At 65.9% G+C, this 24,160-nt stretch carries 20 protein-coding genes; 7 read left to right on the forward strand and 13 right to left on the reverse strand.

Annotation, left to right across the window (positions count from 1 at the left end):
* The first annotated feature begins 87 nt into the window (after nucleotides 1-87).
* The 4 genes from AC1DFU_RS05705 to AC1DFU_RS05720 all read left to right on the forward strand — a co-directional run bounded on the left by AC1DFU_RS05705 (nucleotide 88) and on the right by AC1DFU_RS05720 (nucleotide 3,592).
* Nucleotides 88-1,221 carry a cytochrome P450 family protein gene (locus tag AC1DFU_RS05705; RefSeq protein WP_441591347.1) on the forward strand — a complete coding sequence of 378 codons (1,134 nt, stop codon included), beginning with the start codon at nucleotides 88-90 and terminating at the stop codon, nucleotides 1,219-1,221.
* 17 nt (nucleotides 1,222-1,238) lie between these two features.
* Nucleotides 1,239-1,613, forward strand: a complete 375-nt coding sequence (locus AC1DFU_RS05710) for an antibiotic biosynthesis monooxygenase family protein (RefSeq protein ID WP_092293536.1) — start codon at nucleotides 1,239-1,241, stop codon at nucleotides 1,611-1,613.
* Between the two features lie 12 nt (nucleotides 1,614-1,625).
* Nucleotides 1,626-2,375, forward strand: coding sequence for a sulfite exporter TauE/SafE family protein (locus AC1DFU_RS05715; protein ID WP_369823406.1), 750 nt, complete (start codon nucleotides 1,626-1,628; stop codon nucleotides 2,373-2,375).
* Nucleotides 2,376-2,476: 101 nt separating this feature from the next.
* Nucleotides 2,477-3,592 (forward strand): extracellular catalytic domain type 1 short-chain-length polyhydroxyalkanoate depolymerase, encoded by a 1,116-nt coding sequence (locus AC1DFU_RS05720; protein ID WP_092293533.1) that lies wholly within the window; start codon nucleotides 2,477-2,479, stop codon nucleotides 3,590-3,592.
* A gap of 21 nt (nucleotides 3,593-3,613) precedes the next feature.
* On the opposite strand, the gene AC1DFU_RS05725 is transcribed toward AC1DFU_RS05720, so the two are convergent.
* Nucleotides 3,614-3,928 (reverse strand): 2Fe-2S iron-sulfur cluster-binding protein, encoded by a 315-nt coding sequence (locus AC1DFU_RS05725; RefSeq protein WP_092293531.1) that lies wholly within the window; start codon nucleotides 3,926-3,928, stop codon nucleotides 3,614-3,616.
* On the reverse strand, nucleotides 3,921-4,526 hold the full coding sequence (locus tag AC1DFU_RS05730) for an IMPACT family protein (RefSeq protein WP_092293529.1): 606 nt from the start codon (nucleotides 4,524-4,526) through the stop codon (nucleotides 3,921-3,923). The genes AC1DFU_RS05725 and AC1DFU_RS05730 overlap by 8 nt, the downstream gene beginning before the upstream one ends.
* A 147-nt stretch (nucleotides 4,527-4,673) precedes the next feature.
* Here AC1DFU_RS05730 and AC1DFU_RS05735 point away from each other — a divergent pair, with 147 nt between their 5' ends.
* A complete protein-coding gene (locus tag AC1DFU_RS05735) occupies nucleotides 4,674-5,303 on the forward strand; it encodes a DUF938 domain-containing protein (RefSeq protein ID WP_441591348.1) in 630 nt (209 codons plus the stop codon).
* On the opposite strand, the gene AC1DFU_RS05740 is transcribed toward AC1DFU_RS05735, so the two are convergent.
* From AC1DFU_RS05740 to AC1DFU_RS05790, 11 genes are all read right to left on the reverse strand, one after another.
* On the reverse strand, nucleotides 5,300-6,064 hold the full coding sequence (locus AC1DFU_RS05740) for a sulfite exporter TauE/SafE family protein (RefSeq protein WP_441591349.1): 765 nt from the start codon (nucleotides 6,062-6,064) through the stop codon (nucleotides 5,300-5,302). The genes AC1DFU_RS05735 and AC1DFU_RS05740 overlap by 4 nt on opposite strands.
* Before the next feature lie 102 nt (nucleotides 6,065-6,166).
* Entirely contained in the window at nucleotides 6,167-6,697 is a 531-nt protein-coding gene (gene tssJ / locus AC1DFU_RS05745) for a type VI secretion system lipoprotein TssJ (RefSeq protein ID WP_441591350.1), read from the reverse strand.
* A gap of 17 nt (nucleotides 6,698-6,714) precedes the next feature.
* A complete protein-coding gene (gene tssG, locus AC1DFU_RS05750; RefSeq protein WP_092293521.1) occupies nucleotides 6,715-7,695 on the reverse strand; it encodes a type VI secretion system baseplate subunit TssG in 981 nt (326 codons plus the stop codon).
* Between the two features lie 62 nt (nucleotides 7,696-7,757).
* Nucleotides 7,758-9,602, reverse strand: coding sequence for a type VI secretion system baseplate subunit TssF (gene tssF, locus AC1DFU_RS05755; RefSeq protein WP_441591351.1), 1,845 nt, complete (start codon nucleotides 9,600-9,602; stop codon nucleotides 7,758-7,760).
* 12 nt (nucleotides 9,603-9,614) lie between these two features.
* Nucleotides 9,615-11,180: a type VI secretion system protein TssA gene (gene tssA, locus AC1DFU_RS05760; RefSeq protein ID WP_441591352.1), complete on the reverse strand. Its 1,566-nt coding sequence runs from the start codon at nucleotides 11,178-11,180 to the stop codon at nucleotides 9,615-9,617.
* Nucleotides 11,173-13,482: an ImcF-related family protein gene (locus AC1DFU_RS05765; RefSeq protein WP_441591353.1), complete on the reverse strand. Its 2,310-nt coding sequence runs from the start codon at nucleotides 13,480-13,482 to the stop codon at nucleotides 11,173-11,175. The genes tssA and AC1DFU_RS05765 overlap by 8 nt, the downstream gene beginning before the upstream one ends.
* 1,148 nt (nucleotides 13,483-14,630) lie before the next feature.
* Nucleotides 14,631-14,921 (reverse strand): PAAR domain-containing protein, encoded by a 291-nt coding sequence (locus AC1DFU_RS05770; protein ID WP_441591354.1) that lies wholly within the window; start codon nucleotides 14,919-14,921, stop codon nucleotides 14,631-14,633.
* A 15-nt stretch (nucleotides 14,922-14,936) separates the two neighbouring features.
* A complete protein-coding gene (locus AC1DFU_RS05775) occupies nucleotides 14,937-15,938 on the reverse strand; it encodes a T6SS immunity protein Tli4 family protein (RefSeq protein ID WP_410748525.1) in 1,002 nt (333 codons plus the stop codon).
* Between the two features lie 95 nt (nucleotides 15,939-16,033).
* The gene (locus tag AC1DFU_RS05780; RefSeq protein WP_441591355.1) at nucleotides 16,034-17,914 is read right to left on the reverse strand and encodes an esterase/lipase family protein; all 1,881 of its coding nucleotides are present in this window, start codon (nucleotides 17,912-17,914) and stop codon (nucleotides 16,034-16,036) included.
* Nucleotides 17,915-17,974: 60 nt separating this feature from the next.
* Nucleotides 17,975-19,225 (reverse strand): hypothetical protein, encoded by a 1,251-nt coding sequence (locus AC1DFU_RS05785; RefSeq protein ID WP_441591356.1) that lies wholly within the window; start codon nucleotides 19,223-19,225, stop codon nucleotides 17,975-17,977.
* Nucleotides 19,226-19,272: 47 nt separating this feature from the next.
* The gene (locus tag AC1DFU_RS05790; protein ID WP_441591357.1) at nucleotides 19,273-21,762 is read right to left on the reverse strand and encodes a type VI secretion system Vgr family protein; all 2,490 of its coding nucleotides are present in this window, start codon (nucleotides 21,760-21,762) and stop codon (nucleotides 19,273-19,275) included.
* 293 nt (nucleotides 21,763-22,055) lie between these two features.
* Here AC1DFU_RS05790 and tssB point away from each other — a divergent pair, with 293 nt between their 5' ends.
* Both tssB and tssC read left to right on the forward strand, forming a co-directional pair.
* Nucleotides 22,056-22,571 carry a type VI secretion system contractile sheath small subunit gene (tssB, locus tag AC1DFU_RS05795; RefSeq protein ID WP_441591374.1) on the forward strand — a complete coding sequence of 172 codons (516 nt, stop codon included), beginning with the start codon at nucleotides 22,056-22,058 and terminating at the stop codon, nucleotides 22,569-22,571.
* A gap of 23 nt (nucleotides 22,572-22,594) precedes the next feature.
* On the forward strand, nucleotides 22,595-24,157 hold the full coding sequence (gene tssC, locus AC1DFU_RS05800) for a type VI secretion system contractile sheath large subunit (RefSeq protein ID WP_092293503.1): 1,563 nt from the start codon (nucleotides 22,595-22,597) through the stop codon (nucleotides 24,155-24,157).
* The last annotated feature ends 3 nt before the right edge of the window (nucleotides 24,158-24,160 follow it).

Below are 24,160 nucleotides of genomic sequence, written 5' to 3' on the forward strand. Positions count from 1 at the left end.
CGCCGGCATTCGACGTTTCACGTCGCCATGAAGCATCGGCGGCACGGCGTGACGCACACTGCATCCATTCGCCACGGAGCCGCCCCCATGTACGTTGCCGATCCGATTGCCGCCGTTACCGATCCCGACCCCTATCCGTACTACCGGCACCTGGCCGCCACGCGGCCGTTCTACCACGATGCCGCGCTGGGCCTGTGGGTGGCCGCCAGCGCCGACGCGGCCGCCGAGGTCCTCGCCCATCCCGACTGCCGGGTCCGCCCGGTGGCCCAGCCGGTGCCGCCCGCGCTGGCCGGCACCCCGGCGGGCGCCCTGTTCGGCCGGCTGGTGCGCATGACCGACGGCGCGCCCCATGCGGCGCTCAAGGCCGTGGTCATGCGGGCGATGGCCGGCATCGACCTTCCGGATGCCCGCACCCGCGCCCGCGCGCTGGCCGCCCACCTGCCGCGCGCGGAGGCGGACGACGCCCACGAGGCCAATCGCTGGATGTTCACGCTGCCCGTGCTCTGCGTGGCGGACCTGCTCGGGCTGCCGCTGGAGCGGGACGAAGCCGGCCATGTGTCCACGCGGGTGGCGGGCTTCGTGGCGACGTTCGCCGCGGCCATGTCACCGCTCGCCCGGCCTGCCGATGTGGAGGCGGGCGCCGTGGCCGCGCAATGGCTGACGCGCTGGGCGGGGGAGCATGCCGCCCCCGGCGGCTTGCTCGCGGCGATGTCGCAGGCCGCTATCGACACCGCTATCGACGCCGATATCGACCCCGCCACGCTGCTGGCCAACGCCATCGGCCTGATGATCCAGGCGTGCGAGGCCACGGCCGGGCTGGTTGGGAATACGCTGGTGCGGCTGGGGCGGTTGGGCGAAGCATCGGGCGATCTGGACGAACTTGTCGCGGACGTCGCCTGTACCGATCCGCCGGTGCAGAACACGCGCCGCTTCCTGGCGGCGGACGCCACGCTCTGCGGCGAATCCCTGAAGGCTGGCGATGCCGTGCTGGTGCTGCTGGCCGCCGCATCGCACGACCCGGCGGGGGCGCGCCCCGACCGCCCCTGGACCTTCGGCACCGGCCGCCACGGCTGCCCCGGCGACGCGCTGGCGCGTCTTCTAGCAGCAACCACCGTCGACAGCCTGCTCCAGCGCGATGTCGACCCGCGCCGCCTGCTGGCCGGCTTGCGCTATCGTCCGTCCGTGAACGCCCGCATTCCGCTGTTCACACCATCCCACTAATAAATAGAGGAGCCCCCATGATTGCCGTGATCTTCGAAGTCGAACCCGCGCCGGGCCGCCAGGACGCCTATCTCGACATCGCCGCCCACCTGAAGCCGACGCTTGAGGCCATCGATGGCTTTATCTCGGTGGAGCGCTTCCAGAGCCTGACCACGCCGGGCAAGCTGCTGTCCCTCTCGTTCTTCCGCGACGAAGCGGCGGTCATGGCATGGCGCAACACGCTAGACCACCGCCAGGCGCAGGCGGCCGGGCGCGGCGGCGTGTTCGCCAACTACCGGCTGCGCGTGGCCCAGGTGCTGCGCGACTACGGCCTGAACGAGCGCGACGAGGCGCCGGCGGACAGCCGGGCGGTCCACGCCGAGGTGCCCACCGGCATGCCCGCCCCCCGCTGAAGGAGTTTGTCGATGTTCCACGTAGGTCCTGAATTCGCGTTTATCGGCCTGACCTTCCTGCTGGCCGGCTTCGTCAAGGGCGTGGTGGGCCTTGGCCTGCCGACCGTGGCGGTGGGCCTGCTCGGGCTGGTCATGCCGCCCGTGCAGGCCGCCGCGCTGCTGGTGGCGCCGTCCATGGTGACCAACGTCGTGCAGCTGTTCAGCGGCCCGCGCTTCGGTCAACTGCTGCTGCGGCTGTGGCCGATGCTGGTCACCATCTGCGCCGGCACGTGGCTTTGCGCCGCGCTGGTGCCGGCCAGGATGATGGACCACGCCACCAACGCGCTCGGCGTGGCGCTGATCGTCTATGCCGTGATGGGCCTCGCCGCCGTGCGGCTGGTCGTGCCGCCCCGGGCGGAACGCTGGATGGCGCCGCTGGCCGGGCTGGTTACGGGGGCGATCACCGCCGTGACCGGGGTCTTCGTCATTCCCGCCGTGCCTTACCTGCAGGGGCTCGGCCTCGACAAGGAGAGCATGGTGCAGGCGCTGGGGCTGTCGTTCACGGTCTCGACCATCGCGCTGGCGGTGAGCCTGGCGCTGGGCGGCGCGCTGCTCCATACGCCGGTGCTCGGGGCCTCGCTGCTGGCGCTGGTGCCCGCGCTGGGCGGGATGTTCCTCGGCCAGTGGCTGCGGCACCGGATCAGCGCGGAGCGCTTCCGGCGCCTGTTCTTCTGCGGATTGCTGTTGCTGGGGGCGGATCTGGCCCTGCGCGGCATCGTCTGACCGGACATGGCATGAAAACCTGACACAATCGCCCCCGATACTGGTGCAGGATCGCAGCGTGGCATCCGCCACGGCACCAGACGACGAAAGGGCGATGCGGCATGACACGGCGCAGGGGTACTACCCAACTGTGGGCAACGCTGGGCAAGCAGGCGGCGCGTAGCGCCCGGCGCCTGCAACGCACGGTGACCAATTCCGTGCTGAAGACGGCCAAGCAACAAAGCAGTGCGGTCAGCGAGGCCGTGGGCCGCGCCGTGGGCAAGGCTGCGCACAGGGCGCTGACCGGCGTGGTCACGCCGGCGCCGTCGCCGGTCAGCAAGGGCGGCGGGGTCTGGGAGGAGGGGGTCTGGGGCTTCACCCTTGGCCTGGGCGCGCTGGGCCAGCGGCGCTACCGGATCTTCGTGCCGCCAGGCGTGAGCGCCGCGCGACCCGCGCCGCTGCTGGTGCTGCTGCACGGCTGCGGGCAGGACGCCGCCAGCTTTGCCGCCTGCGCGCGCGTGACCACCGTGGCGCGCGATGCGCGCTGGGTGGTGCTGATGCCCGAGCAGTCGGTGCAGGCGAACTCGCAGCGCTGCTGGAACTGGTTCCGGCCGGACGCCCGGGGCGCATCCGAGGCGGCGCTGCTGATGTCGATGATCGACCATGTCTGCCGGCGCTACGCCATCATCGGCGAACGGGTCTGCACGCTGGGGCTGTCTGCGGGCGGGGCGATGGCGATGATGCTCGGCCTGCGCTATCCGGATCGTTTTGCCGCCGTGGGTTCGCACTCGGGCGCGGTGCCCTACAGCGCCGTCAACGCGGCCCAGGCCCCGCGAGCCATGCGCGGCGAGCGCGTACCGGACGCCGTGGCGGCCCGGCTGGCGCTGGCGGGCCGGCGACCGCCCCCGCTGCTGCTGTTGCATGGCGATGACGACACCGTGGTCACCTACGACAACGCCACGTCGGCCGCTGCACTGTGGCTGGAGCTGCTGCCGCCCGGCGCGCCCGCCCCCAAGGCCATGCCGCCCCGGCGCGTGCGGCGCGGCACCCGGCGTGCGGTGGATGTCTTCGACTGGCAGGCCGGCGTGCGGCCCTTTATGCGGCTGGTCAAGGTGGAGGGGCTGCGCCACGCCTGGAGCGGTGGCGCGCCGGGGCAGGCCTTCGCCGACCCGACCGGCCCGGATGCGCTGAAGATCGCCCTGCGCTTTTTCTCCGTGAACGGGCGCGGGCTGGCTTGATGGGGTGACTTACCCCGGGGTTTAGTTCGTGCCGACCGGCTCGAAGGCCACGTCGCTGGTCGGACACGCCACGCACGGCAGGATCAGGCCCTCGTCCTTTTCATCCGCACTGAGTCCCGGCCATTCGATCCGATAGCGCACGCTCCCCGCGTGAAGCTGGCTGATGCAGGCCCGGCAGGTGCCGTTGCGGCAGGAGCTGGGCAGGGCGACGCCTTCGAGCAAGGCCGCCTCCAACAGGCTCAGCGCGGCCGGCGCGGCGTAGTGCGTCTCGCCGGGCAGCACGCGGGCGGTGAATTCGGCGCTGTCGTGGGTGGTGATGTCGTCCGGATCAGGCATCGGCTTCCGGAAACTGGGCGCGGCCATGGGTGGCGTCGCGCAGGGTGGCGATGGCGGAATCGCGCAGCGTGGCCGGCAGGCGGATCACCAGCCGGGCCAGCGCGCCGTACTGGGTGTCGGCCAGCATGCAGCCCTCGCCAGCCATCGATTCGATCCAGCGGCGCACGCGCGGTTCGTCGGCATAGTCCACCTCGACATCCAGCGTGGCGTAGGCGATGCGCTCGACGCGCTCGGCGTCCTTGAGCGCGGCGGCGATCGCATCGGTATAGGCGCGCACGAGTCCACCCGCGCCGAGCTTGACCCCGCCGTAGTAGCGGATCACCGCCGCCAGCACGCCATCGAGATCATGGTGGCGCAGCACTTCGAGGATCGGCCGGCCCGCCGTGCCAGACGGCTCGCCGTCATCGGACATGCCCGACTGTCCACCCGCCAGCAGCGCCCAACACACATGCGTGGCCCCCGGGTGCTGCGCGCGCAGGTCCTGGAGCACTGCCATGGCGGCCTCGCGGTCCGGCACGGGCGTGGCCAGGCCGATAAAGCGGCTCTTGCGGATCTCGAGGTCCGAGTGGACGGGGGTGGCAAGCGTGTAGGTGGGCAAGGCGGCGAAAATCGGCCGAAACCGGCGGGGTGACTGGGCAGGAGGGGAGTGTAGCGCAGCCGGGGCGCTGCGCCGTCCGGGTCTGACCGCGCCGGGGCGCCGCGCCTGCTACCCTTGCGCCTGTCACCCGCGAAAACAGGAGCGCCCATGAACCGCCCGTCCCCCGACCTCGCCGCGCGCCGCATGGCGCCTGCCACCGAGCGCAACCGGGAGCCGATCCTTGCCGTGCTGCGCCAGGTGCTGCCGGCCAGCGGCACGGTGCTCGAGATTGCCAGCGGCACCGGCCAGCACGCCGCGCACTTTGCCGCCGCGCTGCCGGGCATCACCTGGCAGCCGAGCGACCCCGATGCCACCTGGCGCGAGTCGATCGCGGCCTGGGCGGCCCACGCCGGGGCGACGAACGTGCTGCCGCCGCTGGCCCTCGACGTGCGCGCGGAACCCTGGGGCATCGACGCCGTGGCCGCCATCGTCTGTATCAATATGGTCCACATCTCGCCGTGGGCGGCCGCCGAGGCGCTGTTCGCCGGCGCCGGCAAGCGGCTCGGGCCGGGCGGCGTGCTCTATCTCTACGGCCCCTACAAGCGCGACGGCGCCCACACGGCGCCCAGCAACGAAGCCTTCGACGCGCAGCTGCGTGCCGCCGATGCCGAATGGGGCGTGCGCGACATGGAAGCGGTGATCGCCCTCGGGGCTGCCCAAGGCATGACCTGCGACGCGCCCATCCCGATGCCGGCGAACAACTTCAGCCTGGTCTTCCGCAAGCCGGCGGCAGGCTAGCCGCGCACGAGCATGATCACCGCCGTGACGATCAGGCAGACGGCGAACGCGGCGCGCAGGCGGCGCTCCGGCATCCGGTGCGCCAGCGCCACGCCCCAGGAGATCGTCAGCATGCCGCCGAGCGAGAGCGGGATGCCGCTGGTCCAGTCGACATGCCCGGCCTGGGCATAGGTCATCAGCGCGACCACGGCGCCCGGCGTGACCAGCGCCAGCGCCAGCCCCTGCGCGGCGGCCTGCCGCATGCCGAACAGGCCGACCAGCGCCGGCGCGGCTACCACGCCGCCGCCCACGCTGAAGAAGCCCGAGAAGAGCCCACCCACCACGCCCACAGCCGGAATCCAGCGCGATGACAGCCGCGCCTGCTGCTGGGTCACGGCCCGGCCGGGCATCAGGCGCCACAAAAAATACAGGGCAAGGCCGATCATGAAGATCGCGAAGATCCGGCGCAGTAGCTGGGCGTCCATGGCGGTGGCCAGCCGGGCGGAGAAGTAGGTGGCCAGCACGGCCGAGAGGCCGAGGACGATGGCGGTGCGCAGTTCGATATCGGCCCGCTTGCGGTACTGCCAGAAGCCGATGACCACGTTGGGCGCGATCATCACCAGCGAGGTGCCCTGGGCGAGCTGCTGGTCCATCCCGTAGAGCAGGCCGAGGGCCGGAATGGCGATCAGCCCGCCGCCGATGCCGAACAAGCCTCCGACCCCGCCGAGCAGCCCTCCAAGTCCGAAGATGAGCAGGGCAGACAGCAACGAATGGTCAGGCATGGTGAATCCGGGGGCATCAGGGGGGCGAAGAGCGTCGATGATACGCGGACATTGGGGGATACATGGCCGCCGCCCGGGGGCTACCCTTTAGCGATCCGCTAACTACCCTTTCGCCGGCGCAGTCAGCGCCAGCGTATTGGCGCGCACTTCCACCCTGACCGGATCGGTCTGCTTCCATTGCCGCCGGGGCACCACCAGCTTCCAGCCGGCTGCCTCGTCCGGGTTGCGGAACAGGGCGACGATGCCGACGAACTCGGCATCGGCATGCATCGGCTCGGCCAGGCTGACCCGCTCGTCCGGGCGCAGGACGACATCGCGCTGCGCCAGCAGGTCGGGCTTCAGCGCTGCCAGGTCGTTGGTCTGGAGCTGGGCGTAGCTCAGTTCGCGGAAGGCGTCGGGCGTCTTCAGTTGGTAGACCCGGACCACCGTCGACAACGATTTCCCGGCGTCGGTGGCGTTCAGCGACGACCGGCTGGCGAGGTCGAGATTCATCGTCTTGACCTGCGTGGTGAAGGCCCACTTCGCGGCGTCCACGGTGTTGTCTTTCACGGCCTGGCCGATGCCGCATCCGGCAAGGCTGGTGGCGAGGGTGGCGAACAGGCACATCGCCCCGGTGCAGAACGGCTGTCTCATCGTGTTTGTCCTCATGATTAGTGGTGGCTGGAGGGGTGGCGCTCCGGGCGCGCGGCGGGTTGGACGATGCCGTTCCAGATGCCCAGTTGCACCCGGGTCACGGCTTCCTCGGGCGCGGGCAGCTGGGTGGAATAGCCCAGCCGCACCGCCCCGTCGTTCAGCGCCGGCGCCGGCATCAGCGACGTGCGCACGTGCATTTCGATACAGGCATGCGCGGTGTGCCCAAGGTAGAAGCGCAACAGGGCCATCACCTCCCGGTGCTGGGCGTGGCCGGGCATCAGGCCCTGCACGAGGTCCGCCGTGCGGGGCGTGATGACCACCCGCACGGCATTCGCGCGATCGAAAAAACCGCGCCCGAGCACGCAGTTCTGCCCGAGCGGCCGGCGTTCGTCGGCGCCGGCCGGCAGGCGGGTCCAGACCGGATGGAACTCATCCACGCGCACGCCGGCGTCGGGCACCGCGTGTTGCAGCACGCCGGCCAGGCCCTCGGCCGTGCGGGTGCGCTGGCTGGCCAGCCCCAGCATCGACAGCAGCTTCTGGGTGGGCACGGTGTTGCTGACGGCGGACCCGCCAAGACCGAGCCCGAGCAGGCTCAGCAGGTAGCGGGATACCTCGTCGCCGCCGTCGCGCCGGAAGCCCAGCGGGTAGCGGTACTTGCGCGCCACGCGATAGAACTGCGTGACGATGCGGTGGTGGAACAGGTCGAGGAAGGCCGCCAGCGGCTCCGCGCCATCGCGCCGCTGGGCCACTTCGTCGACGAAATACGATGGCATACGGGCATCGACGCCATACAACCCCAGGAAGTTGGTGCGCACTACGGGCGGGGCGCCGGGGTGGTCCGGGTCACGCTCCACGGCGTCGATCTCGCGCCCCGGAAAGCCGAGCCGGCCGTTCGAGCGGAAGCGTACCGGCTCATTGGCCGGCGAATCGGTGGTGCCGAGCGGCGGGTGGCCTGGCGCCGCCAGCTCGATCAACTCGCACAGGCGGAAGAAGTTCATGCGTGGGGCATCGGCCAGCAATGCCTCGCTCAGCGGGCGGGGCGCCCGGTTGTCCGGTGCGTTCAAAACGCCCCCCCCTGGCCCTTGCTGTCCGGCCACGTCAGCCGCTGTCCGGACGGTTGCGAGACAATCACGAGCCGCGTGTAGAGATTGAGCGTGGCGTACAGCGACAGGAAGCGGTTCAGCATCTCGCCGAACAGTTCGAGGTCGCCCGCGCCGGCAAAGCGCGTGCTGTCCAGCCAGACCTCGATCTCCACGCCGCGCAGCAGGCCGCCGCTCTCCAGTTTTTGCAAGGGGCGGTGCCGCACCTCGGCGATGGCATCGATCCGTTGCCGGTTGGTCTCGCCGTCCGTCCAGTCATAGAGCGCCAGCGTGCCGCGCAGCACCTCCGCGTCGAGCAGCGAGAGGTAGTTCGGCGCCAGATGCGAGAGCACGCGCCAGTGGAAGCGGTCGCCGGTGGGCGGATAGACGGGCAGCGTCGGCGCCGTGAGGTTGCGGATCGACGCCACGTTGGTGAAGCCACCGCGCATCTGCGTGATGCCAGCCTCGCGCAGGCCCTTGCGCGGCAGCATGCCGTGGGTGCCGGTGACGGACAGGGACAGCGTTTCCTCGGGCAGCGTGTCCTGCTGCTCCCAGGCATGGCCGCCGAGCACCAGCCAGGTGTCCACCCGGCCTGACGGCCCGCGCCGCACGCGCGTGTGGAAGTAGCGCTCGGGCATCTCGTGCCGCAGCATGCCGCCGCGATGCCGGAACGCCGCGAATGGTGCGTACTCGAAGCGCTCGCCGCTGGCGGGCTCGAAGCCGCGCACGGTGTCCACCGAGTACGCCTCGACATGCCGGCCATGCTGCGCCATCGCCCGCACGCGGTACTCGGTCTCGCAGTGCGTAAGAGTGACCGGGTCAGCCTCGAGTTCGAACAGGTTGATGATCGGCGCGCAATGCAGCCGCACATTCTCGGCGGAGAAGCGCAGGTCGTCCGGGAACGGCCGGGCGAGCACGACCTCGACATCGAACTGTTCCGCCTCCGGCGCCAGCCGGGCGATGGCGGGGAGGTCGAGCCCGAACAGGTCCACGAACATGAACTTCTCGGGGAACGTGAAGTACTCGAGCATCAGTTGGTAGCCGCCGAAGGCGTTGTCCGGCTTGGGCCACAGCCGCTCGTCGGCCGCGAAGCCGGCGGGCCGCAGCGACAGGCCCGGCATCGGGAGGGGCGTGCCGGGGCGGTCGGCCGGGTGACCCGGCACCCGGACGTGCATCGCCACCGGTTTGGCGGTCAGCGCGGCATAGAGCGCGAGCGCCAAGGGGCGGTCGGCATGGAGAAACAGCCGCAGGCGTGGCACCTCCAGCAGCGCGATCTTGGCCTGCGCCTGCAACGCCAGCCGCAGGCGGATCACCGAGCGGCCGTCCTCGCGGGTATAGGTGGCCGCTTCGGTCAGGCGCAGCGGATACAGGTCTACAGCCTGCGTGGTGCGGTAGATGCAGGCAACGCTGTCGGCCTGACTGCTCTGGCCTTGCCCCGGCTGCGCGCCCAGCGCAACCGGGTCGGAGACGACTTCCAGCCCGGCAGGCAGCACCTCGTGGCGTTGCAGCGTGCCCATGGCCGGCGCCATTTCGATGATCGAGAGCGACGGGATCATGCGCAGGTAGTGGGGCCACAGCATGCTGACGAGGCCCTCGGTCAATTCCGGCAGTTCATCGTCCAGTTTGTGACGCAGGCGGCCCATCAGGAAGGCGAAGCCCTCGAACAGCCGCTCGACGTGCGGGTCGCGCTCGCCGATGCGGTCCAGGTTCAGCATGCGCGCGCGGTCCGGGTAGGCCTGGGCGAACTCGGTGCCCGCTTCGCGCAGGTAGCGCATCTCCGCTTCGTAGTAGCGCAGGATCTCGTTGTCTTGGGTCGGGTGCTTCATGTCTCGGAAAGGCTAGGCGGTGGCGATGGCGCGCGCCGGGTCGATGGCGATCAGATCGACCAGCAGGGTGTCGATGCGGTGGGCGATGGCGGGCTTGTCGGCGTCCTTGCGCGACAGCCGCGCCCGGAGCAGCCGCAGCAGTTGCTGCTTGGCCTCGAACGCGAGGCCCGGCTCCCACGCGGCCAGCTGGAAGCGCGCGGCGGTGGCTTCCAGCGTGGCGAGAAGGTGCAGCGCCGTATCGGCGCGATCCGCGCGGGCGGCCACGCGCGCCATCACCAGTTGACGGATGAAGCGGTCGCGCTCGCCATCGGGCAAAGGCAGCCCTTGCAGCCACGCGAACGCCACGTCCAGACTCTGCTGCGCGGAGAGATCGATGGCCTGGGCCTCGGTTTCCGCCCAGTCGGTGCTGGCGGATGAGACCGACACCGGCGCGACGGCCTCGCCTCGCTCGACATCGCGCACGGTGGCGTGGCGCGCGATCCACTCGAGCGTGGTGTCGTCGGCGAATGGCGTGCCATCGGCAAAGCTCAGTTGCTCGATGCCGGGCAGCCGCTCCAGCATCAGCGCGCAGTCGGTGGCCAGCAGGTCCCGGACGCGCGCGTAGTCGCCGCCGGCCTGGTCCTGCGCCGTGAAGGCGTAGTACTGGAGGTCCAGCCAGAAATGGTTGGCGCCCTCGGCAAAGGCGCGTTCGAGCCGGTCGAGCAGTTCCGGCCACTGCTTCTGCAACAGCAGGCGCTTGAGTTGGGCGCGCAACTCGGCGCGTGGGGCGATTAGCCGCGTCTTGCCGCTGGGCTCGTGCGGCGGCGCCTCGGTCAGGGTGTCCCAACGGACGCAGCGCATGAGCCGGTACGCGGCCAGATAGCCCTGCGGCTGCTCGCGCAGGAACGTGGCCATCTGGCGCGCGCGGTCCAGCAGGTCGCGCGAGGAGGAGACATCGCCCGTGGGCAGCGCCATTGGCGTCGCGGACGGGGCGGCCTCGGCGCCGGTGTCATGGGCGGCGGGCGATTCCACGCGGCCCTCGAAGCGGCGGAAGAGGGCATCGAGCGCCGGCCGCGCGGTCTCGGGCCACTGCGCGGTGCGCTCGAGGATCAGCGCCAGCGCCGACAGCGTGCGCTCCAGCGGCAGCCCGGTCAGCCCGTGCACGCGGTCGAGCCGATCCGTGAACGTTGCGCTGGCGAGCCATTCGAGCGACGCCTTGCGGCTTTCGGCCCGGACGGGCAGCAGTTGCGTGCCGAAGCGGTCCACCAGCGCCGCCAGCAGCTCGAAGCCGGACGCGATGCCCTCCGCACCGTCCCGCCGCATGCGCGCGTAGAGATAGTAGGCGGCGAGCCGCGCATCCTTGGCGGTGCCCTGGAGCAGACGCTCCGCCGTCTCGACAATCAGCGTGTCGTTGACATCGGACAGCTTGGCGACTTCGTCCTTGATGGCGAGGAAATCGTCGTCGTAGCCGGGGTCGTCCCCGGCGGGCGCATCGGGGCGGATGGGCCGCAGCCACGGTTCCCATCGCGCGATGGCCGCCCGGGCCAGATCCGACGGCGCGCGCGTGCCGAACAGCGCGTTGAGCAACTGGTTAAACATCGTTCCCCTTGGTGGTGGATGGTTGGGGCTTGTCGAGGAAGATCCGGGACGGCAGCACGAAATCGCGCAGCGAGAGCAGTTCGAGCGGCCCATGGCCAAGCTCGGTGCGCAACTGGTAGCGGATGGGGTAGGTGACGTCCTTGGCCGGCGGCTGCATGGCCGGGCGCGCGGTGAGGCTGTCGGGGTCCGGCGCCGCAGCCACGACGGGGCTATCCGGCTGGCCCTGCCATGTGAGCTGGAACGTGGCGCTGTCGATCGGCTCGATGCTGGCCCGCTCGAGCATCCTGACGAGGCCCCATCGTCCGGTGAACTCATAGTGCTTGTTGGTGCCGGCCGTCTCGGCCTGCCACTGGAGCCGGGTGCCGGGGTTCTCCAGGTTGCTCGCCGGCCACGTCATGGCTTGCCAGTGTTCGCGCTGGTTGTAGTAGTGGAGGGTCTGGCCGTCGAGGGTCAGTAGCGTATCGGTCAGGCCCGGCGTGGGAATCGGCTTCATCTCGAACTGGTAGCGGGGCTCGCCTTGCGTGAGCAGCCGCGTGCCGATGCGCTGGAGCCGGTTGATCGCCGCAAGGAAGGCCGGATCGAACGCGAGCGCGTGCCCGCCCGACGCCGCCGGCTGCCACGCATCGCCCTGCAGTTCGAGCACGCCGGCGAGCTGGGCCGTGAGAAAGCCGTGGATCAGCCCGCCCTGCGGACGCAGGAAGCGGGCCAGTTCCGGCAGCGAGGCGTCGTTAGCGGTATCCGCAAACGGGTAGCGGCCGGCGAAGGCGCGGCCCCATGCCATGGCGATGCTGTCTCGCCAGGCGGCGTTCAGGCTGGCCTGCGCCGGCTGGAGCACGGTCTGGGTGGCCTGGGCGATGGGGCGCACGAACAGCGACTCGCCCATCCCGGCCCACTCGGCGCCGAGGCTTGCAGCAATCAGTTGCGCGTACGCCTGGGTATCGGCCAATTCCGAGCCCTTGCCCTGGAACAGCGCCTGCGCCATCTGGCGGGCCTGGGCGTCGGCGTCCGGGCTGTTGCTGACCTGCTGGAGCCGCAACCGCAGGGCCGTCGCGCGATCGAGGAAGCGCTGCAGGCTCATGTCGCCGCCGGCACCTTCACCAACGGCCATCAGCCGCTGGATGGGTCCGAAGGTCGAGCCCAGCGGGCCGGCGGTGTCGGGCTTGACGATCCCGGCGCTGGCTGCCTTCTTGCCGAGCATGTCCTGCGCCTTGGCGACGAGTGTGTCTGACAGCGAGTCCTTCCGCGCGCCCGCGCCGCCCTGGTAATCGAGTGACTTCATTAGCGCGATTACAGGCGACTGCCGCGCATCGGCCATCAGCTTCAACTGGTCGATGGCTGCCGGCAACGTGGGCGCGGGCTCCCACTGGAGGCTGTTCATGAAGCGCTGCCACTGCTCGGCGTAATCGGCGAAATACTGGGCGGTGAGCGTGGCCTGCAAGTCATTTGGGCTGTCCGACTGCTGGGCATTGCCGTCTGACAGCACCCAATCGCTGGCGACTTCCGTGCGCTTGGCGGCCCGCGCGATGGCTTCGGCCACGTGGCCCTCGTAGGCCTGCCGGGTGTAGGCGCCGGGCACCAGCGCATTGGCTCGGACCAGCCCGCGCGCGTCGGTGCCGGGGGTGAGCGACACCAGCGTCTGATCCGCGTACTTGTTGCCGATGCCATCGATCACCTGGCGGTAGATCGTGTCCTGCGCGTTGCGCTGGCCGATGACCGCCAGCACCGTGCGCCGCGCGCCGGCCACCAGCTCGGGGCTCGCCTCGATGCGCCAGTCGGGATGGGCCTTGACGCGGGCGGCATGGAACGTGAGCAGCCGCTCCGCCAGATCGTCCCGCTCGCCCGGCGTGATACGGGCCTCCGTCTGCCAGTGCCGGACCAGTTGCGGCCCGAGGAAGTCTGGCTCGGCGCGCTCGGGGTTGGCCAGCATCAGATAGGTCTTGAGTGTGTGATGGCCGTCCAGCGCCCACTGGCTGGCCTGCGCGTCGAGCCCATCCACCGGCATCTGGGAGAGATCGACGAGCACATCCTCCAGATCCTGCTGAATCGGACTGACGAGAAGCTCGCGGCTGGCCGCCGCATAGGGCTTCCACATGGCCGCAAGCAGGGCGGCGTCGCGGTTCAGGCCGAAGCGGGTGGTGAGCGGCGCGTGATGACCGGGGCGCGGTTCGTAGCGTTCGATCTGGTGTTGGAGGGCGACGAGCGAGCGGAGGCGCCCGGCTGGGCTCAACTCGGATGCGTTGGCATCGATAGCCCACTGCGTGGCGTGGATGTTGCGGGCGTTCTGGAAGCCGGACAGCAGCATCCCGGCGGTCCATAGCCCGATGGCGCCGAGGGCGATGGTCGAAAAGACGGTGACGGGGTGGAAACCGACACGCCGGCCGGGATGACGGCGGGCGGAATCGGCGATGTGTTGCCAGAGGGGCGATCTATTGGCCGGCGAGTGCGAAGAAAACAGGATACCGGCCGGCGTGATGCGGTGGCTATGCGTTCCAGCAAGGGCAGCCGACCACGCGGCAAGCGGCTTGATCCGAGCGTCAAGCCGTTGAGACAATTGTGCGAGGCGGGTCGCGGAACCGCCCTCCATTAGGCGTGCCGTTCCGTGGCGTGCAAGACGATCGCGAAGGTCCCGAAGACGCCCTTCAATAGCTGCGGCATCGGCGCGGCTCGGCAACGCGCAGCCTATGACAGAGGTATCGCTATCGGAATCGTGGTTCGCGGCAGAAACGTCAAGCACATAGGTGGGCGCTGCCCAGCGTAGTGCTTCGGCGATCCGAACAAGACGTACCATGCCGATTGGATTGCCGCGTCGGGAAGGATCAAGATTGGTGTTGTCATCGATCACTAGTAGGACAGCATCCACCGGGCGCCCGGGGCGGAGCTTCCGGAGTTCCGTCAACCATGCGTGATCCGGGCTTCCGTCTTGCCCTCCCTTTTGCCATAGCAGTACCGCATCGTCCGTCATCAGCCATTGGCGATTCGCCAGGTCGGGCAACAGCTTCTCGATGGTGTCGTCGGCGCCGGTGAGGAGCACCCAGGGCAGCCGATTGCCGCGCCGCAAGCACGCGCCAACCCGCTTCGGCCAGGTCTCCCGAAGCGATGATAGCGTTATCGGCTGTGTCGCAGAACTCCCCAGGCCACCGAGCGCGCCTTGCGTCGTGCCGACCAGATTGGACGCTCCAAGTCGAAGGTGGCCGCGCACCGCTTGCGACGCCTTGGCCCAGCGTGCCCATCTCGATAGCGAGGCGCCTATGGCCAGTACGAGCGCGCCCAGCGCAATCCCAGACAGCCACGTGCTCTTCGCCTCCTGTGTAGGGATGCCGAGGCGCTCGCCCCAAATGCTGATGGCACCGGCAATCAGTAGTGCGAGAACAAGGATCGACACAAGGTCAAGTTGCAGCTTCTTCATGATGGCGTGATGCTTTTGCAGGTGTTACCCGTCTTGGGGGCGAGTCAGACATCCATGTATGAGGTGTATTGCGACGGCAGCAACAACGGGCTGGGGCTGCAACGGCAGACACAAAGATCGTCGCTCAGCGCAGCCTCGCGTCCATCGGGGCCCGTGGTGGACAGGCGCGGACCGATACATACGATCTGTCCCACCGACTTGCAGACTGGACACCAGACTGGGTCGCCCTCATAGGCTTGCTCGCGATGCCCTACCATATCGTTGGCGTCTCCGCCCTGTACGATGCCCCCCAAGGTGGTGAGATCCCCCCTCAAGATGTCGTATCGTCTGGTCATGCCGACTCTCCTGGCTCACAAGGCGCCGGGCCGAAGCCGCATGCTGTTGAGCAATGTGTCCCACATCTGTATGGCGCCGGCTTCGTCGACAGGAGATGTCGCGAGCTCCGGTGTAAGAGAATGCGTACTTGGGCCCCCCAGTGTCAGCCGAATCTCGGTGTGGGGTTGCGCGACGGTCTCGGGGTCTCCCTGCGCCATCAGATAGAACTGATAGATCTGTATCGTTCCATCAGTGATGGAAAACAGTACTTCCTCTGCTTCCATCCCGGCGACCTGTCGTTTGCCATCACGCAGGAAGCGGACGTTGCCGCTGAAGCCTTTATTGTTCAAGTTACCGCGTAAATCTGGTAGGGTCTGACGAAGCGATAGCTTCTTGTCTGATTCCACGGCATCGCGCATTCTGATGAGGAGCCCCGCGTACCTTCCCGGTAGCAGAGCAAAGCTCTGAGTAACGCGCTCGCTATCGCGTGAACGGCCGCCAATCAAAGCCCCGTCGATACAGAATCCTGGTTCGGTCGGGACCGTCCAGTCGTCACGATAGGTGACGTCTCGAAGGACTTCGGATAGGCCGGCGATGGCGGACTGAATAATCCTCTTGGGTACCGTCGACTTCATCGCTAGCATCGTGCCGCCGGCCAGGACGTATCCTTCCTGCTTGAAGAAGGGATCCGGTCGTTTTCCATCCATCGTAAATAGGAAGACTCGTGAGTTTTGGGTCGGTGATGCAACCTGCTCCAGCATCGGTACATTCACCTTAAAACGCATGGATTCCAAGCCCCTTTCCTTCATCTCCTGGTAGGAAATCGAGCTCTCGCGCTTTTCCCTGCGCAGCGTTTCTTCACGTTTGCGCATTTCATGGTCAAACGTCTGGAAGCTGACATTCCTCCTGATCTCAATTTCGTCGCCCCAGAAGCCGTAACGCTCAGAACTGATCTCGCTCGCCGCAGGGCGATCGAATACGAAACGGCCGATACACCAAGGTCTCGAATTAGCAAGCAGCGGGTTGTTCATCATCATAGGTTCCACGGGAGCGATCTGCGCACACGCAGACAGAAGATTCATTGAGACAAGAATCGGGAGTATAGAAAGTCGGATTCGATAGGATGTTCTCGTCAATTATCTAGCCCCTCAACGGAATGGACGATTCTTGCAACGCTATAGAGAGTGGCCCAGCGCGACCACGGATGATTGAAGCTGGCCTGGTGCTCGTACCCACCTTGCACGAAGACCATCTGCACACCTCGGGCTTTATTGCCCGGAACGCCAGGTAGCAAGCCTCGGCCTTGCGCCGCAGCGGACAATGCAGGCACCGTCCCGTCTCCCGGGACAATGCCGTTATCCCGCTGACCAGGCTGCGGGATAACGGCCGCCTTCTGGACGGTCACTTTGACAAACTGCCCGCGGACGAGAACGATCATCGTCCCGTTGTGATCATCCTCAATCAATTTTGCGGCTATGAGATCTTCCTTCGTCGTACCATCGGGAAAGGCTCCCTCCCACAAGACTTTGCCCCAGGTTTGCAATTTTTCCGCGGGCAGTCCGGGTTCCAAAGGCTTGGGCGTCTTCGATTCCGCTGTCGAGTGAGGTTTCAGATTTCCATCTGCATAAAGCGCGAAAGTGTTGGGATGATATGTGTTGACCAAGCGCTCTTGACGCTCTACTACGGACTGCATCAAACCGCTGTAGTACTCAAATACATCAAGAGACATGTCCTTCCGCTTCAGCATCTTCTCCACCACCCCTGCGGGATCGAGCAACGATCTGTCCGGAAGTAACCCGTACCAGACTGCATCGGTGTAGAGGCTCCTAATCGCATCTTTCTCTGGAAGGGCTATGATCTCCCTACCGTCTCGTTTGTCCACGAATATCCACCACGGTGCCCCATCGTTGTAATCGGGCGTCGGGGACAGTTCCATCGGCCCTTCCGCGTTGCTGGCGATCGCCACGAACTCAGCATCGTCTCGGCCAAGAAGACTCTCGTTAATGAATCCTTCGGCGCCTGTGCGGAGTCGCTTTGCAAATAGTGGCGCGCCAGTGGCCGGCTGAACTCCATGGATGACACCGAGGATGTCGTTCTCTCCGCCGCAGAATGCCGAGGCCATGCGGGCCACCAGTCCCCCCATCGAGTGGGTGATGATGATGGCCTTGTCGGTATGGTTTTCGCGGCAGATCTGGCGAATGCCCAGAATTGGCGTAACTTCCTTGGTCACTGTGTGTTTGAAGGAGAGTCCGTCCAGCACCTCCTGCGCTGACTTTTCATTTGATTGCAGGAAGTTGTAGCCAATGGCGTAGACGGGATAGCGATACCTGGCCAAGGCCTTGAATTCGTCGGAATCGGCAGTGATCGCTTGCCCCTCTCCGAAAGCGCCATAGTCCTTCGGATCCGTACCGAGCACGGCCTTCAAGGCGGCGTTCTCCCCGCCAGGATCGCCATGTGCCCATTCCCCAATCGGCTTACCCATCTTCATAGGATTGTTCAGTGTGGACTCAAGCCACGCTAGCGTCGGATGGTAGCTCCAGCGATGCACGGTGCCCCAGCCGCGTCGACGAGCCTCGTCTTCGTCAAGGCCACAGTCACCCACGTCCACCGGGCCGAATGGATCGACGACCGCACCCAGCGGGTCATATCGGCTGGCGCGACCGGCGGCGCTTCTGAACCATCCGCGAATGATAGAAAGGACGCCGCCGAGGCTGGAGAGCACAGCATCCATGTTCGGTGGATACCATACGGTCTCCGTCGAGTCTTCCTTGCTCAAGAGCAGCGAACCCATGACACCTGGCAGGAAGACGACGGGGATCGGCTGCCGGTCGTCCGCGTAGACTTCCTTGCGCCGCTTGTCACTATCCGGCGTTAGGAGCGTCCGGACGGAGGGCGTGCCATCCGGGTCGAAGCCGCCCTCTAGTCGTACTACTTGTTCCTCTCCCGCTCCAGTGTCGGAAAGGGGCACGTTATCCAGCGCGGGATTCGCCGGGCTCTGCATTCCACCGCTCATACCACTCCTCATTGATCGTGCATGGAACAACCATTCGTCACAGATCGGATCTGAACGCCGTCATCGGTCGATCGGCTTCAGGATGGCGCAGTCGAACCGGTCCGGCTCACCGACAAAAATCACCGGACACTGCCCGTTACCACCCATCGACAAGGCTGCGCACGCTATGGCAAGCCATGGTGCCGCCGCGCGTGCATCGCCGATGGTTTGATCGATCTCAACTGGGCGCCCATGCATGCCCAACGCCAACGACGCCTCACGCAAACGTCCCGCCTCGCTGGCGGAGACGCCGGTCTGCCAGCCGCCCACAGTTCGGTCACCGGATAGGCCGCCCCACATTAATGCGCGGGAGATCGCTTCGCGCGCATCGGAGAACCTGCCTCTGACCGGGCGATGCAGCGCGGCGACGCCTGAGAGCCGATGCTTGGATGCATGCGATTCAGGGACCAGCAATAGCGCAACGCCTGCCTCCGCGGTGCCTGCTGGTGGTGTGTCCGCCAACAGGCCGTGCAGTTGCACGGAGACGAGCAGGATCGCGCAGTCGGCCTCGCCTTCGAGCGCTGCGTCCATCCATTGGTCGAGGAACATGAGACTGGGTGGCGCATCGCTGACCGGTGTTTGTGTAGCCCGCAGCGGCTTCGCGTGCCAACGCTCCTGCCACAACGCTTCGTTCTCCCGTGGCGTGAACTGATTGGCAATATGCAGCCGAACCGCGATGTCTAGTTGCATCGGCAGGGACTGGATCTTGTCTGAGATCTCTGCAAGCAACTCATCGAACAACCATGCTGTGACTTCCCGACGCCGACGACGATCGTCCTCTGCTCGTCCCGCCGAGGTTCGCATGCCGGGTGTGACTAGCCACCGCGCCTTGACTGGCTCGCCTGTATCGGCAATCGGGGCTTGGACGGCAAGACGCAGGGCGCCCGAGCGTACGCGAGCGAGGTCCTGCTCTTCGGGGTATGACGAGAAGCGCGTCGCTGCCCCAAGGATCCTGAGTGGCACGCTTGCCGCCTGGAAAACCTGCGTGTTATAGGCCTGGACGACTTCATTGTGCAAAGAAGCGTCAAGCTGCTTGCCTTCGTAAGCACTGAAGCGGCGCAGGACAATCCAGGCCGGCACCCCTATAGGGAAGCCAATGACGCTAATCCAGAATGCCGGAGTGCTGGTTGGCAAGTCTGCCGGCCAACATAGCAATACAACGGCGACGCCCAGCAAGAGCATGCCGATGAAGAGCACAGACCATAGCAGTCGGGAAGGCGGTCGGACCTTTGCAGAAGTGGACTCAGGCAGTAGTGAGAAATCGACAGCCATTATTCAGTCCTGTGGTGTGAGCTGACGCAAATCAATGGAAATCCGGTTCACGCTGTGCCTCTCGCTTTCCGCAGGATTCGGATCTCGACACCCTCGACATCGTCGCTCTTCTGCATCTGCGTGCGCCCGTGCTCGTCCGTGATCCCCTTTATGCGGCTGCCGTCGCCCCGGACGATCTCGTAGGGATGACGCTTAAGCACTTCACCGGTAATTCTGCTATGCAGGACAAAGGGGTCGTTGAATGCAGTTGTGCGAAGACTGTTCATCTGCTGTGCGAGGGAAGAGGGGCCTTGCCGACTGAATGCTGCGGACTTGACGGTGCGGTCTCCGCGCGTACCGTCTTCGATGCCGGTAGACGACATGCGCAGGTATGAGCCACCGCACTTGAGCAGCAGTTCCTCCTTTGCTTCGATGACGACCCGTCCGTTGCCGCTCTTGATGGTCATGTCCTTTCCGGAACGAAGAGTCATCTCGTCGCACTGCGCGTGCATCTCGATCTTGCCCTTCGCCGCGATCAGCCTGATGCCGAGCTTTTGGGCGAACAGCGACACCATCTCTCCCGCAGCCAGGGTGAAGCGTTTGAGAACGCTCAGATCCGCTTGGTTTCCGGACGTGAGAATCAGATTGTCGATGGCGGTCAGTTGCAGGTCGCTGCCTGAGGCCAGTGCTATGCCGGCGGGTGCGCTGACAAGCACGCCTGCCTTTCCGAGGTCCGCGAGCGTCTCGTCAAGCAGCGCCTTTTGCCGTCTGCAATCGGCGGCACTGGCTTCTGCTACCGAAGCCGCTGACGCCAGCGCCTCGCTCTGTTGCAGTGCTTGATCAAGGAGGCGTCGCGCCGCTTCCATTTCGAGTTGTTGACCGTTTGCCTTTGGCTGGTCATCCGCCGAGATAAACAACCCCTTACCGCCCCGAATCGCCCCCCAACCAGACGTCCGCAGCTCGAACCCCTCCCCCCGCTTCTTCCACTTCCCATCCACCATATGGCCAAGTGTCAGCTGCGATTTGCCGGAATGCTCCGTGGACAGCTTGACGTGCTCCTGGCCCTCCCAGTCCTCGAACTCGAGCTTGTTGTCGCTCTGCGTACGAATGACGTTGCGCGACAGCCAGCGGTCGTGATTGGTGATCAGGTCCGTCTGACGGCTGTTGTGGTGGACGTGGGCGATGTAGGGCTTGTTCGGGTTCCCGTCCCGGAACGCGATGGCGGCTTCGGTGCCGTCGATCAGCGGAAAGTGGAATCCTGTCTGGAATGCGCCGGCGAATGGCTTTGCCAGCCGCAGTGGCACGCACTCACCACCACCGGGCCATTTCTCGAAATCGAAGTCGAAGCGGACGGTGTAGTAGCCCTGCTGCGTCAGGTAGGCGTACGTGTATTGGCTGGGTGAGGTAATGCGGGCGCTCAGCGTGCCTGCGATCTTTGGCCAGTTGGCCTCATCCAGCGGCAGCCGGAAGCGACGATCGGATGGGATCGATTTGAAGGTATTGCGATACGCCGCATCGCGCGCGCCGGTGTGGGTGACTTCGGTGATGACCTGCCCGTTTGGGGCGTCGGGCAAGTCGAGATCCATTCTCAGGATCCGCGCCGGACGCAGTTCCAGGACGTTGCTCTCGCCCTCGTATTCGACCTGAGACGCCATCGCCGCCTCATGACGAAGCTGCGCTTCCCATTTGGCACCATCGAAATCAAGGTGATGCGTACCGAAGACATACGGTTGCCCGTAAGTGGTCTTGTCCTTCCTCGCAACGTTGGCTTCGCCCTTCAAGGGTTCCCATGCCAGATCCGGGTTGTAATCTGCCACGAGGAACGATTCGGGGACCGTTTTAGCATTAGTACGAATGCCAAAGACGGCTTCGATGCCGGCCTCAAGCCCGGCCGATTCCCGATAGGGCACACGCAATTCAGGCTTGTAGAGGTAATGGTCGATGTCGTCGCCAAACACCACCATCTCGCCGAATTTCCCCGGCAGGAAATAGGAATAGAGCCCTTCCTGCTCCATCAGTAGCCGGATGAAGTCCCAATCGGACATCTGGTACTGCAAGCGGAACGGGTGCTGCGGGTACTCGCGCCGAAGCTTGAAAGCGAACTGGTGACCAACCAGTTCGTGCCGCCGCAGGATCGCCTCGATGATCTGGGGCGCGGTCTGGTGCTGGTAGATGCGGGTGGATTGGGTCAGCCGAAGCCGTGCCACTAGCGGTTCCACCACCATCTGGTAGCCGTGAAAATCCTGCGTCTGCTTCGTCTTGGAGAACTGCGTGATGCAACCCGCGAACTTGCGCGGCTCGGTGCCATCACCAGGGTCGATCTCGAATGTCGCGGGCTTGCCGAGGTAGCTGGCGCGCTCAAGCTCCAGCGGATGCGTAAGCTGGACAGTGACGGCGTAGGGAGCGCCGAGCTTCTCCACCGCTTCGAACGACACCACCGACAGACCCACGGCGGTCTCCGCGCCCGGCACCTTCAGGAAGTAAGACTGCTGGCCACCGCCCAGTCCCTTGAGCAGCGCTTCCCCGTATGCCTTCAGTGTTGCAACCCCACCCGACATCGTCTCTCTCCAAGGCCGGGCAATCCGGCGTAACAGGTCAGGCGTGCCGCTTCGCAAGCGACATGCTCCTGCGCGCCGCACCTTACCGTCTTGTGGCTTTCAGGAAAATAGGACTGGATCGAATTATTGATTTAGATAAAAAAGATCAAAAATCCGACGAATTTTAGGAAGTCACCTAAATACAGCGGGAAATAAAAAAGATAGTCTCCCGCACTTGCGTGTCTACCGGCCATGCGGCGATCGACGAATCGAGTGCCGTGCGGATTGAAAACCTGTTGGAGAAGGAAGCGAGAATGGCAGAGAGCTTCCAGAACGAAGTGCCCAAGGCGCGGGTCAACATCAAGCTGGATTTGCATACCGGCGGCGCGCAGAAGAAGGTGGAATTGCCACTGAAGCTGCTGGTGATGGGCGACTACAGTAATGGGCAGGACACCCGCGCGCTGGCGGAGCGGGAGAAGGTTTCCATCAACAAGAACAACTTCAATGCGGTCCTGGCGGACTTCAATCCGCGGGCGAAGATTGCCGTCGAGAACACGCTCGCCGCCGATGGCTCCGAGCTGCCCGTTGATCTCGACTTCCATTCCATGGATGACTTCAAGCCGGAGGTAGTCGCCGGCAAGGTGCCCGAGCTGCGCGCGCTGATGGCGGCGCGCAATCTGCTGCGCGATCTCAAGTCGAACCTGCTCGACAACGCGATGTTTCGCCGCGAGCTCGAGAAGATCCTCAAGGACCCCGGGCTGTCCGAACGCCTGCGCGCCGATCTGCAGAAGATCGGCCAGGCTGCCCCGGCTCCCGCCTCCGCCCAGTAACCCGTTACCCGAGGATTTTCCCCATGGAAAAGAAGCACGAACTGTCCGCACGTACCCATAGCGCCGCCGATAGCGCCGCCGCTGCCGCCGTCCTCGACGCACCGGGCAAGAGCGTCTATGAGGCGCTCTGCGAGAAGATCAACCTGTCGCCGGTCCGCAGCACGCGGCCGGTGGAGTCGTTCCAGAGCGCCGATGCGTTGTCCGAATCGTCGCTCGACGAGCGCGTGGCGCAGGCCATGCACGTGTTCCTGAAGATGATTCAGGACTCGTCACAGCAGGTGGACCGGCTCGACAAGAGCCTGCTCGACTTCCACATCGCCCATCTGGACGAGAAGATCAGCCGGCAGCTCGATGCCATCATGCATCACGAGACGTTCCAGGAGATCGAATCGGCCTGGCGCGGCCTGAAGTTCCTGGTCGATCGCACTGACTTCCGCAAGAACGTGAAGATCGAGGTGCTCGATGTCTCGAAGGAAGCGCTGCGCCAGGACTTCGAGGACACCCCCGAGGTGATCCAGAGCGGCCTGTACCTGCACACCTATATCCAGGAGTACGACACGCCGGGCGGCGAGCCGATCGGCTCGATCATCTCGAACTACGCGTTCGACCGCAGCCCGCAGGACATCGCCCTGCTGCGCAATATCTCGAAGGTGTCGGCGGCCGCGCACATGCCGTTCGTCGGCGCGGTGGCGCCGGAGTTCTTCGGCAAGACGTCGATGGAGGACGTGGCCGCGATCCGCGACATCGGCAACTATTTTGACCGCGCCGAATACCTGAAGTGGAAGAGCTTCCGCGAGTCCGACGACGCGCGCTACATCGGCCTGACGCTGCCCCGCTTCCTGGCGCGCCTGCCGTACGGTCCGGAAACCGTGCCGGTCCGGGCGTTCAACTATACGGAAGCCGTCAAGGGGCCGGATCACAACCGTTACCTCTGGGCCAATGCATCGTTCTCGTTCGCCGCGAACATGGTGCAGAGCTTCATCAAGAACGGCTGGTGCGTGCAGATCCGGGGGCCGCAGGCTGGCGGTCTGGTCGAGGACCTGCCGATTCACCTCTATGACCTGGGCACCGGCAACCAGGCCAAGATCCCGACCGAGGTGTTGATTCCGGAAACGCGCGAGTTCGAGTTCGCCAACCTTGGCTTCATCCCGCTGTCGTACTACAAGAATCACGATTTCGCGTGCTTCTTCTCGGCGCATTCGACCCAGAAGCCGGCGCTGTACGACACCAAGGAAGCCACCGCCAACAGTCGTGTCAACGCGCGCCTGCCGTACATCTTCCTGCTGTCGCGCATTGCGCATTACCTGAAGCTGATCCAGCGCGAGAACATCGGCACCACCAAGGACCGCCGCCTCCTCGAGTTGGAGTTGAACAGCTGGATCAAGACGCTCGTGACCGAGATGACCGATCCGGGCGACGAACTGCAGGCATCGCACCCGCTGCGCGACGCGCGGGTCATTGTCGAGGATATCGAAGACAACCCGGGCTTCTTCCGCGTGAAGCTGTTCATCGTGCCGCATTTCCAGATCGAGGGGATGGACATCAACCTGTCGCTCGTCTCGCAGATGCCCAAGGCGAAGAACTGAAGC

This window comes from Cupriavidus sp. 10L45 (assembly GCF_056395225.1).